Genomic DNA, 9,827 nt, shown 5'->3' with positions numbered 1-9,827 from the left:
GGGGTCAAGGCCCCGCTGAGCAGCCCTAACCAGTTGGCTGAGATTGCCAGTGCTGAGTAGGGCTGCTCGGGACGCTAAGTCCGCTCCCAGTGGTTGCGGTCGAAGCCGACGATTTCGATGGGTGCTCGCAGACGTATCTAGGTCTTAGTACCAATGTCCAAGGGTGCTCACCATGTCGTGGACCATCTGTGGACAGGCTTCGGCTTCCTTGAATGATCCGTGCCCACGACCAGCAACTCTGCCCGGGTTGCGAGGGGCCTCCGGAGCCGTTGCCGTATAGCCGCCTCTCTCAGTGCATGCGCCATCAGTTGGTCGGGGCCGACATAACAGGACGGGGAGGAACCCGAACCATGGTCCGGGTTTCTCTCTCCGTCAAGGTGGAGCGAGAGTGTGTCTACCGCCGTCGCTGTACACAGCAGGCCCTCAGAGACGCTGAGGCGCATTCGCCGCCAAGAGGTGCCCCCGGCTGGTCGCAACGCGAAGCACATCTCGCAGAGCCCCGGTTAGTTCCTGTGCCAGCTGTCGCACGTCTTCCAGGGCGGCATTCTCATCGCCGAGGGTTTCCGAGGCCTCGTCCAGCAGCTCGGCCGCCGTTCCCAGCTGAACCGCTTCGATGTTGTCCGCCAGGCGGGACATGTAGCCGCCCCCATCATCGGCACTCAGGTAGCAGGGCTTGCCCTCTGGCCCCGACCACGGGAGGAGTCGCAGTTCGTCCGATGCCGTCATGCTTGCGTCTGCCTCTCGTCGGTCATGTGGTGAGTAGTGAAGACCGCATCGACGCGGTCACCCGGGAACACCAGAAGTGCGGCCTCGACGACCCGACCGGTGGCGTCGGTCGCGACCCGTGTGATCGCGAGGACTGGCGCAGTGGAGTTGGCCCGGAGGGTCGTTGCTTCGTCCGGTGTCGGTAGGCGGGCACAGACCGTCTCCCGGACAGCAGTCGGCGGCACGCTGAGGACGGCGAATCTCGTGACCGCTTCCCGGTACGACGGTTCGTCGTCGAGCACCCCCGCCGGTGCCAGCTCGCGCGGGATGTAGATGCGTGCCAGTCCGTGCGGTGAATTCCCCTCATGGCTGATGCAGACGAACTCTGCGAGGAGGCTGCCCGTCGGCACCTTCAACAAGGTCGCCAGATGCCCCTGTGCCTGGACCGCGGTGCTGCGCACGGTGACGTGTAGAGCCGCTTCAGCGGCCGTCCACGGGTCCAGCATCCCCCATCCGCCGACGTACACCATCTTGCGGAGCGGGCGACGGACGAAGTTGCCTTTGCCGTGGATCTTTTCGATGAGACCTTCGCCCTGGAGGATCGCGAGGGCGCTCCGCAGGGTCACCGTGCTGACCTTGTACCGATCGGCCAGGCCTGCCTCGGACGGCAGACGTTCGCCGGGCTCGATGCGGCCGGTCGTGATCTGGTGCCGGAGGTCATCGGCGATGTCGTGATGGCGCGAGGGCACGGACCAGTCACCGCCTTCTCATCAGCCGCACGGCGCCGAGCCGGGTACGCGTGTGTATGGTCAGCAGCTCACCCGACTCGAAGAGCAGTTGCTTGGCGCCCTGGGGCAGTTGGAAGAGGTCCCGCACCCGGCAGGCCCGGCCGCCGAGTTGGATGATGTCGCCGCGCTGCACCGTGGCCGCGGTCACCTCAATGTTGGAGGCCAGCGCGCTTCTAGGCGTCCGGTCGATCACTGTCCTGCCTCCGCATCCGTGGACCGGTCGGGCATCGAGTGGCACGGGCAGTCGCACGTCTCGTAGACCACCGGCAGGTCGACCGGCGCCGATGCCGGGGAGGATTCCGCGCAAGCGAAGTGCGTGCCGATCCTGCATGCGGTCGATCGGTAGGGCACGGCTGCGGCGCCGGTGTTCTGAGGCTGTCGACGAGAGGTCATCAGTGGACCCCCACAAGGGCCGACCAGGCCTCAGCCGGTAGGCGGGGAGCAACGACCGCTGAACGCATCCGTACGCGCCTCTCACAGGCCAGCACGTACGGACGGACGAGCGCGACGTCCTCACTCGTGAGCGAGTGCCAGCGGTTCGCGCCCCTGAAGGCCCGGCTCGGGGTCGCCGTCGGCTCGTCGGCGGGCTCGGGGGAAGCGAGAACGGCCGTCGGCCGATGGGTCATTAACGGGCGGCGGTGCCTGCCCTTGGGGAAGTACCGCGCTCTGGTGAGCGATACGGCACGGCGGATACGGTTGAGCACGCTGGTCAGCTCCTATCGCTGATGGCTCGGTCCCCCGACATCGCCCGTCGCGGGGACCGCTTTGCGTACGACCGCCCAGAGGGTGCGGCCGTTCAGGCTGGTGGCGAGGAGCCCGAACCGGTCGGCCTCGGCCACCACTTCGAGCACCTCCCGCCATAAGTCGGCGGAGATCGATTCCGGTACCTCCGCCTCGACCGTCGTGTACCGGTCGTGCTCCTCCACACGGGTGGAAAGCCCGACGGCGGACAGCCGGGCGGCGATGGCCGCCGCGCTAACTCCCGAAGCGGGCACAGGGCAGCCTCCGTCACCGGTGATCACTTTCAGTGAAGCTAGTTAACTAGATTAGAGCTAGTGGACTAGATTTTCCATATGCCTGAGCAGCCGCCCTATCTCCGCGTCGCCGACGAACTCCGGCGGCGGATCGCGGAGCACGTATGGGAGCCCGGGGATCGCTTGCCGTCCCGCGCCCAGATCGGCCAGGAGTGCGGTGTCGGCGAGAACGTGGTCCGGCGGGCTCAAGAGCTGCTGATCTCCCAAGGCGTGCTGGAGGGTCGCGCCGGTTCGGGCACGTACGTCGCCGAGCCCCGGCAGCGCGTGCGCATGGTCCGGTCGTCGGCGCGCGAGCAGCCCGACGGGTCGCCGTTCCGGGCGGACATGAAGGCCGTGGGCAGGCAAGGGGACTGGGAGAGCCGGACCGACGCCAAGGTGCCGGCTCCCGCGGACATCGCGGCGCGGCTCGGCATCGCCGAGGGCGACCTGTGCGTCCGCACCACGTACGAGTTCCTGGCCGACGGCAGGCCGGTGCAGCTGTCGACGAGTTGGGAGCCCTACGGCCTCACCGGCGGCACGCTCGTCGTCCTCCCCGAGGGAGGGCCGCACGCCGGCGCGGGCGTCGTGAACCGCATGGCCGCGATCGGCGTCACCGTCAGCCACGCCACCGAGCAGCCGGAGCCGAGGCAGGCGACCGCCGAGGAGGCGTCACTCCTGGGCGTCCAGAAGTCCGCGCTCGTCACCCACATCCGCCGGACGTACTACAGCGACCAGGGGCGGCCCGTGGAGACGGCGGACATCGTGGTGCCCGTCGCGCACTGCGAGATCGTCTACGAGATTCCGGTCAACCGTCCCTAGCCCTGCCACTCCCCCGGTCAAATGCGTGTCGACGTCCAGCTGACGCGACGCCGAGCGTGGGTGGGTGACCAGGTCAGCGAGGGTGCTGCGCTCGATACAGCAGGCGCCTTCTAAGCGCTTGGCCGCAGGTTCGAGTCCTGCCGGGGGCGCCCATCTCTGCCCTCCCGCCGGGGAGGGCTTTTTGCTGGTCAGGGTCGGGGCCGGGTGCCTCCGGCAGGTCCCCCGCGGCTTCGAGCCGCCGCTTCGGGTCCGGCAGCCGCCCGTCAAGGCCCGCGCACGACGCGAGCGCCCGCCGCCTCTGCGGCGCGGCGTGCAGACGTGGCCTTCCTTGCCTGCCCTTGAACCTCCGACCACGAACGATCGAGCACCAGCCGCCTAGGCTCCGGCCATGACGCCTACAGACGCAGAGCTTGCGCACGACCTGGCCCCCACCGGCGTGCTGCGCGCCTCCATCAACCTCGGCAACCCGGTCCTTGCTCAGGGCACCCCCGACGAGCCCTCCGGGGTCACTGTCGAGCTTGCCCGCGAGGTTGCCGCACGTCTGGCTCTGCCGGTGCAGTTCATCTGCTTCGACGCGGCCCGCAAGTCGTACGCCGCGATGGCCGAGGGCCACGCCGACCTGTGTTTCCTGGCCGTGGATCCGGACCGCGAGAAGGACGTCGCGTTCAGCACGCCGTACGTGCACATCGAGGGGGTGTACGCGGCACCAGTGAACTCGGTGTTCGTCTCCGCCGACGACGTGGACCGGGACGGGGTGCGCATCGGCGTCAAGAAAGGGTCCGCGTACGACCTCTACCTGAGCCGCACCCTGCGACACGCCACCGTGGTGCGCGGCGACGAGGGGGTCGACGTCTTCCACGCCGAGGGCCTGGACGTGGCGGCCGGCATCCGCCAACCGCTGACCGCGCACGTTTCCCAGCGGACCGAACTGCGCCTTCTGGAGCCCGCGTTCATGACGATCCGGCAGGCCATGGGTACCACGAGGGGGCGGCGTCCGAAGACCGTACGGTTCCTCAGCGAACTCGTGACCGAGCTGGTGACGTCCGGATTCGTCGCCGAGGCGCTGCGCCACTCCGGCCAGGACCCGGCGCTGACCGCCCCCGCCGCGGTTTGACGCGGGCCTGGACGTCGACAGCGCCTCCGTGACGACTGGACGGGGGGACGTGCCCCCGAGGGGCCGGCTCCCGCCGGGGAGCGCGGGAGGCAGGCGCCTGTGCCCCCTGCGTGCCCGATGGGACGGAACGGGGAACAACGGGGAGTCCCGGCGAGCGTCCCGGGAACGCGCAGGTCGGCGTCTTACCTGATCAGGGGGGTGCGCGTACGCCTTGACGTGCAACGTCCGGCCGGGATCGCCCACAATTGAGTGATTACCCCGGTATTGAGGGCGCGCTGGTAATGATGGGACGGTTCGCCACCCTTCCGTCCTCACCGGAGCCGTCCATGCGTACTGCCGTCACCAACGCCCAGGAAGCCACGACAGGGTGGCCCGTTCCCGTTGCTGCCGCGCCGGGGGAGGCGGAGGAACGGAGCCTCGTTCTCGACGGTTTCGCGTACCACTGCCGCATCGTCCGCCAAAGCGCGCCGCAGACGGCCCCGTTGGTGCTGCTCGGAGGGTCCTCGCAGAACAGGTACTCATGGCAGGGTCACGAGAAGTGGCTGGCGCCGCTGTGCACGTTGGTCACCGTGGACCTGCCCGGTTACGGCACCTCCGACTTCCTGCCCGCCGAGTACGGCATCGACTTCCTCGCCGCCGCGGTCAGGCACATGCTGGTGGAGATCGACATGCCGGAGGTCAACCTCTTCGGCGGCTGCTTCGGTGAGGTCGTCGGGCTCCGCTTCGCCCAGCTCCATCCCGAGTTCGTCCGCCGCATCGTCTTCTGCGGCGCGGCCAAGCGCCTTCCCGACCTCTACACCGAGGCCGTCCCGCGCCTGTCGCAGGCACTCGAACGCGGAGAGATCGAGAAGGCCGCCGAGGGGCTGGTGCAGTTGTTCATGTCGAATCCCGGCGCCGGGCAGGTGCGCAAGCACGCGGCCGTCGCGCGTCTTCTCCAGCGGCAGTTCGTCAACCAGACGCCGGACGAGATCAAGAAGGCCGTCGAGCACAACACGAGGCTGGTGACGCACGGCTGCTACCGGCCCCTGCCCGTCCCCGAGGTGCCGTCCCTGGTGTTCACCGGGGAGTACGACACCCTGTGCACCCCGCAGATGGGCCGCGAGCTCGCCGCGGTCATGCCCGGAGCGCGCTTCACCACCATCAGGGAGGCCGACCACCTGGTCACCGTCGAGCGCCGGGAGGAGTCGGCGGACCTGATCGGCCGGTTCTGCACCGACCGGCCCATCGACGGGCTGCCGTACTGCACTCCCGTGGAGTGATCGGGCGTTGGCCTTGAGGGGCGACCGGCGGCTGCCGGTTCGCCCCTTCACACTGCGCCCCCACAGCCGCCGAAGGCGCCCGCCCTGGTCCTCCCATTCATCCGGATCACCGGGACGGACGGGAGCAGTTCCTCCTCCGCGAGTTCACGCCGAACACGAGCTCACGCCGAAACGCCAGATGGCCGACCCCGGATGAACGGGTCGGCCATCTGGCTTGCGGGGCAGCCGACGCCCCTGACGCTGCGGCGGGAGCCAGGTGCGGATCAGCGGGAAGGACGGCTGCGTCGAGTGGGCGCAAGTGCCTCAGTCGAATCAGGGGTGGTGAATGGAGCAGTCCACAACGCTGTTGCCCTTGATCGCACAGCCTTCGCGCGAGACCACGACGTGCACCTTGCCGTCGTCGGTCGTGTACTTGTACTCGCGCTTCTGCCCGCAGTGGCCGTCGCTGGCCGTCTCGTCACAGACGGGGATGTCGACGTTGTGAGCCTGGGCGGTGCCGAGCCCCATCAGCACGGAGCCCCCCAGGACTCCCGCCATCACTGCGATCTTCTTGAACTTCTGCATCCGCTTTGTCCTTTGCGGTAGTCCCCCCAGGCGCTGTGCGTCTCGAACCATGCGGCCACTGCCCGTGTGCCCTTGGATAGATGTCACGAGATCAACGCTCGGGTCAGAGAGAAAAATGTCAGGGAGAGGCCCCGGGACTTCCGTCCCGGGACCTTTCCATACGCGTCAGGCAGGCGTCAGCCCGTGAAGCCGCGGGTGGAGCAGTCGACCTTGTGGCCCAGCTCGTTGTTCTGCTCGCCCTGGTCGCCGTCGTTGCCGAAGGTCAGGATGTTGGACAGGACGCTGTTCAGGACACCGACGTTGCCGATGAGCTGGTTCGAGTCGCCCGACACCGAGCAGCCGCCACCCTTGACGTCGAAGCTCGCACCCTCGCCGGCCACCGCGGTCCCGGCACCGAGAGCACCGACGCTGCCGAGCATCGCGACGACAACGGCAGCCTTCTGGATCTTGCGCATTACCTCTCCGTTTCTCTGAGAGCGACACGGTCCGTGTTTGACCGGTCACTGTTAGTGCTTACCTTAGAGGACGTTCCGGGCTTTTGGCGAATGAAGCGCTGATCTACGTGAATTTCTCGTGAAAGCCCCCAGTGATGGGCGGTTACACAGGAACCGGGCAGATCGCTTGGCGTGTCGCAGCGGTACACGCCAGCCCCCCGGCTCCCTCCCGCACCACGCCTGTCACGCGTACCGGTAGATCCGGCCGACGTCCTCGAGCTCGTCCGGTGTCACGTCCCAGGGCGGCAGCTTCTGGTGCCGGGCGACGATCCGGCCGTGCTGCGCCTCGCCGGAGCCCGGCGGTGTCGCCGGGAGGTAGCGGGCCCCGCGGTGCCGGCGCTGCCAGCGGTACCACTGCAGGTCGACGAAGGCGTGGTGCAGCCAGAAGACGGGGTCGTTGACGGAGGCGGCGCCGAGCATGGTGCCGCCGACCCAGCGGTGCACCCTGTTGTGGTTGCGCCAGGAGGCGCTGCCCCGGCCGGTGCCCCAGCCCTCCAGCTTGTTGCGGAAGCCCCGCGTGACCGTCGAGTCCCAGGGAGACACGTCGTACACGGCGTCCCTCAGTGCCCACTCCAGGTCGTTCTTCGTGGGTAGGCCGATCGGGTCGCGACTGCGGCCGAGGTCCCGGGTGAGGAACTCCGTGTCGGTCACGCCCTCCCTGAGGGTCCAGTCGCCCGTCCGGTGGGCGAACGGGCCGGTGGTCACCTGCCGGTCGGAGGGACGGCCGTTGCCGCCGAGGAAGTCGGCCGTCCACGGTGCGGAGGTGGCCGTGCGATCGCGTGTCCAGTCCCAGTAGGGGATGGTCACCGAGGAGTCCACGCGTCGCAGGGCCTCTTCCAGGTCCAGCAGCAGGCGGCGGTGCCAGGGCAGGAAGGACGGCGCCATGTGCGCGGCACGCAGTCCACTCTCGCCGTCGGGGGAGAAGTACGCCAGGTGCATGCGCACGAACTCGTCGTACTCGCCACGCCGTTTGAGTTCGAGCAGCGCCTTGACGAACCGGCTCTTCTCCGTCCTGGTGAGCGTCCCGGCGTCCTTACGCACGTACGCCATGGCGACCTCCCCGGTGCGGGTGCTCTTCACCCGGTTCCGTCGCGGCCGCGGCGCGCAGTCGTTCGCCGGGGCCGAGCTCGTCGACGGCGGCGCGGGCGGCGTCGAGGGGTGTCGGGTAGGAGCAGTAGTGGTCGACCGTGCTCAGCCAGGTGCCGTCGGCGCGTCGCATCAGATGGAGGGGGCGTCCGTCCACGGTGACGTGCCACCGGCCCCTCCCGGCCGAGCCTCGCTCGGGTGTCCACACACCGCGGATGCGACGGCCGCGGTAGGTCTGGGAGAAGTCGGTGCCGCCCGGGGGCCTCCCGGGCGCGGGCCGGGTGCGGGTGCGGGACGGTGGGGCGGCGGCGACCACCCCGGCCAGCGCGGCGGCGAGTGCCGTCACGCGCAGACCGTGCGCCAGGTCCCTCCGTGTTCTCACCGCTCCCGCCGTTCTCACCGTTCCCGCCGTTCCCGCCGGTCCGGGTGCCGCGTCCTCGGTGTCCTCGGGAACGCCGCCGGTGCTGAAGACCATGGTCCACTCCTCGTCCGATCGGTTGCCGGCAGCCGTAACCGTCGGACGACCCGCCCGGTCACCACCGCGCAGCCGGATCGGTGAAACCCGCACGGGAAAGGGCGGCCCCGGTCGAGTCCGGGGGCCGCCCTTCTCTTCAGACGTGTGCTCAGCCCTGCAGCGGCAGGCCGCGCTGCAGCGACTCGGTGTTCGCCAGCGCGACCCTGGCGTGCTGCGCCTTGTAGAGCGGCGAGTCGGCGTTCTCGGCGTCGAGCAGGTCCACCGGGTGGTTCAGGGGCGTGTCGAGGACGCGCACGCTCCCGATCGGGGTGAACGTGTCCTGGTGGATGCTGTGGGGCATCGGCTCGGCGGCGAACGCGGGGGCGGCGGCGCCGGAGGCGATCAGGGACCCGACAACGACGGCGGCGGCCTTCAGGGACTTCATCGTGTTCCTTTCTTCGGCAACGCGGGTCGCCGGAGGGAGGTGTCTGTCGCCGTGTCCAACGAGTCCGAGGCTGAGCGGAATCGGGGATACCGGAGATTCGCGAGTCCTCATATGAGAACCCTGAAGGACCGGTTCCCGGGGCGGGAGCGTCCCGGGGCTCAGGGAGCCGGCGGCGCCACCGGTGCCGGGGGCGTGAGCGCGGGGAGCGTGACGTACTGCAGCGACGGCAGCACCACCATCGACGGCGACGTGCTGGACGGCGTCGCCGGGGCGGGCAGGGTCGTCGCCTGCGGGTCGCCGACGGTGAGCGCGTCGACGAGCTTGCCCACCTCGGCCAGCAGCTGGTCGAGCGAGGGTGTCGTCGGGTTCGCGGCGGGCGCGGTGTCCGTGGCGTTCGCGGTGTCCGCGGTGTCCGCGGTGTCCGCGGTGTCCGCGGTGTCGTCGGCGAGGAGCGAGCTCAGCAAGTCGTCGACGGCCTTCTGCACGGCGTCCAGCGCGTCGCCGACGAGGTCGGCGCCGCTGGTGGGCACCAGCAGGCTTGCCGCCGGGTCCTGGGTGGCGGCCTTGGCCGCCGCGGCCTTCGCGGCCTTCGCTGCCGTGTCCTCCAGGGCGGCCCTGGCCGCCTCACCGAGCTTCTCGGCCTCCGCCGGGGGGAGGGCGCGGTCGTCCGACTCGGCCACGGCCGTCAGCAGGTCGGCCACGGGGTCGAGCCCGGCGCCACGGGCGTTGAGGCTGCCGACCTCTTCGAGGAGCGTCTGCGCGGTGGGGGACGGCGTGTCGTGCGACACCGCGCGGGTGTGCCCGGGGTCGTGGTCGGCCGCCATGGCGACGGGGCCGGTGATCCCGGCCAGGAGGGCGGCGCACAGGGCGCCGAGTGCGATGGGCCGTGCGGGCAGGGCACGCATGGGGGTCCTTTCGACGGAGGTCGGAGCTTGCAGCCCACCGTCGGCGCGCCCATGACGGCCCGCAACCGGTGATGCGCCGTCCAGGTCCCGCCGTTCACCCTGTTGCCGAGTCGTCCCTGATGAGGCACTGTGCCGGGCCGTCGCGCCGCCGTCCCCGTCCGGTGGTCCGCGGGCGGCCGCC

13 protein-coding genes and 1 tRNA gene are annotated in these 9,827 nt (G+C 69.7%); 4 read left to right on the top strand and 10 right to left on the bottom strand.

From position 1 onward, the window contains the following. Positions 1–423: 423 nt before the first annotated feature. The 4 genes from JHAT_RS30390 to JHAT_RS30365 form a co-directional block, all read right to left on the bottom strand. Positions 424–726, bottom strand: a complete 303-nt coding sequence (locus JHAT_RS30390) for a hypothetical protein (protein WP_077801492.1) — start codon at positions 724–726, stop codon at positions 424–426. Then, a complete protein-coding gene (locus JHAT_RS30385) occupies positions 723–1,454 on the bottom strand; it encodes a GntR family transcriptional regulator (protein WP_077801491.1) in 732 nt (243 codons plus the stop codon). The genes JHAT_RS30390 and JHAT_RS30385 overlap by 4 nt, the downstream gene beginning before the upstream one ends. Before the next feature lie 7 nt (positions 1,455–1,461). Further along, positions 1,462–1,686: a hypothetical protein gene (locus JHAT_RS30380; RefSeq protein ID WP_077801490.1), complete on the bottom strand. Its 225-nt coding sequence runs from the start codon at positions 1,684–1,686 to the stop codon at positions 1,462–1,464. A gap of 523 nt (positions 1,687–2,209) precedes the next feature. Further along, positions 2,210–2,488, bottom strand: a complete 279-nt coding sequence (locus tag JHAT_RS30365) for a hypothetical protein (protein ID WP_077801487.1) — start codon at positions 2,486–2,488, stop codon at positions 2,210–2,212. 78 nt (positions 2,489–2,566) lie between these two features. On the opposite strand from JHAT_RS30365, the gene JHAT_RS30360 reads away from it, so the two are divergent. The 4 genes from JHAT_RS30360 to JHAT_RS30350 all read left to right on the top strand — a co-directional run bounded on the left by JHAT_RS30360 (position 2,567) and on the right by JHAT_RS30350 (position 5,698). Continuing rightward, complete coding sequence (locus JHAT_RS30360) at positions 2,567–3,325, top strand: GntR family transcriptional regulator (protein WP_077801486.1); 759 nt, start codon at positions 2,567–2,569, stop codon at positions 3,323–3,325. 83 nt (positions 3,326–3,408) lie between these two features. Next, positions 3,409–3,471 (top strand) — tRNA-Arg (locus JHAT_RS34810). A gap of 242 nt (positions 3,472–3,713) precedes the next feature. Next, the gene (locus JHAT_RS30355) at positions 3,714–4,439 is read left to right on the top strand and encodes a transporter substrate-binding domain-containing protein (RefSeq protein WP_077801485.1); all 726 of its coding nucleotides are present in this window, start codon (positions 3,714–3,716) and stop codon (positions 4,437–4,439) included. Between the two features lie 326 nt (positions 4,440–4,765). Then, positions 4,766–5,698 carry an alpha/beta fold hydrolase gene (locus JHAT_RS30350; protein WP_107482069.1) on the top strand — a complete coding sequence of 311 codons (933 nt, stop codon included), beginning with the start codon at positions 4,766–4,768 and terminating at the stop codon, positions 5,696–5,698. Between the two features lie 312 nt (positions 5,699–6,010). Here JHAT_RS30350 and JHAT_RS30345 read toward each other — a convergent pair whose 3' ends face one another. The 6 genes from JHAT_RS30345 to JHAT_RS30320 all read right to left on the bottom strand — a co-directional run bounded on the left by JHAT_RS30345 (position 6,011) and on the right by JHAT_RS30320 (position 9,646). Continuing rightward, entirely contained in the window at positions 6,011–6,262 is a 252-nt protein-coding gene (locus JHAT_RS30345) for a hypothetical protein (RefSeq protein WP_077801484.1), read from the bottom strand. 176 nt (positions 6,263–6,438) lie between these two features. After that, positions 6,439–6,717, bottom strand: coding sequence for a hypothetical protein (locus tag JHAT_RS30340; RefSeq protein WP_077801483.1), 279 nt, complete (start codon positions 6,715–6,717; stop codon positions 6,439–6,441). 222 nt (positions 6,718–6,939) lie between these two features. Further along, positions 6,940–7,806, bottom strand: coding sequence for a tyrosinase family protein (locus JHAT_RS30335; RefSeq protein WP_077801497.1), 867 nt, complete (start codon positions 7,804–7,806; stop codon positions 6,940–6,942). Then, the gene (locus JHAT_RS30330; RefSeq protein ID WP_077801482.1) at positions 7,790–8,317 is read right to left on the bottom strand and encodes a tyrosinase family oxidase copper chaperone; all 528 of its coding nucleotides are present in this window, start codon (positions 8,315–8,317) and stop codon (positions 7,790–7,792) included. The genes JHAT_RS30335 and JHAT_RS30330 overlap by 17 nt, the downstream gene beginning before the upstream one ends. 148 nt (positions 8,318–8,465) lie before the next feature. Further along, the gene (locus tag JHAT_RS30325) at positions 8,466–8,741 is read right to left on the bottom strand and encodes a hypothetical protein (protein ID WP_077801481.1); all 276 of its coding nucleotides are present in this window, start codon (positions 8,739–8,741) and stop codon (positions 8,466–8,468) included. A 158-nt stretch (positions 8,742–8,899) separates the two neighbouring features. After that, positions 8,900–9,646, bottom strand: a complete 747-nt coding sequence (locus tag JHAT_RS30320; RefSeq protein WP_077801480.1) for a hypothetical protein — start codon at positions 9,644–9,646, stop codon at positions 8,900–8,902. Positions 9,647–9,827: the final 181 nt, after the last annotated feature.

The organism is Streptomyces sp. JHA26 (assembly GCF_002005565.1).
In the GTDB taxonomy this organism is placed as follows: Bacteria; Actinomycetota; Actinomycetes; order Streptomycetales; family Streptomycetaceae; genus Streptomyces.
Note: the sequence above shows the minus strand (reverse complement) of the source record. Positions and strands in the feature narration are given on the sequence as shown.

Bases quoted from the DNA above. Each gene is read 5' to 3' on its own strand.
- JHAT_RS30335 (WP_077801497.1), bottom strand. From the start codon at position 7,806: ATGGCGTACGTGCGTAAGGACGCCGGGACGCTCACCAGGACGGAGAAG.
- JHAT_RS30325 (WP_077801481.1), bottom strand. From the start codon at position 8,741: ATGAAGTCCCTGAAGGCCGCCGCCGTCGTTGTCGGGTCCCTGATCGCC.
- JHAT_RS30390 (WP_077801492.1), bottom strand. From the start codon at position 726: ATGACGGCATCGGACGAACTGCGACTCCTCCCGTGGTCGGGGCCAGAG.
- JHAT_RS30340 (WP_077801483.1), bottom strand. From the start codon at position 6,717: ATGCGCAAGATCCAGAAGGCTGCCGTTGTCGTCGCGATGCTCGGCAGC.
- JHAT_RS30320 (WP_077801480.1), bottom strand. From the start codon at position 9,646: ATGCGTGCCCTGCCCGCACGGCCCATCGCACTCGGCGCCCTGTGCGCC.
- JHAT_RS30355 (WP_077801485.1), top strand. From the start codon at position 3,714: ATGACGCCTACAGACGCAGAGCTTGCGCACGACCTGGCCCCCACCGGC.
- JHAT_RS30350 (WP_107482069.1), top strand. From the start codon at position 4,766: ATGCGTACTGCCGTCACCAACGCCCAGGAAGCCACGACAGGGTGGCCC.
- JHAT_RS30360 (WP_077801486.1), top strand. From the start codon at position 2,567: ATGCCTGAGCAGCCGCCCTATCTCCGCGTCGCCGACGAACTCCGGCGG.
- JHAT_RS30330 (WP_077801482.1), bottom strand. From the start codon at position 8,317: ATGGTCTTCAGCACCGGCGGCGTTCCCGAGGACACCGAGGACGCGGCA.
- JHAT_RS30345 (WP_077801484.1), bottom strand. From the start codon at position 6,262: ATGCAGAAGTTCAAGAAGATCGCAGTGATGGCGGGAGTCCTGGGGGGC.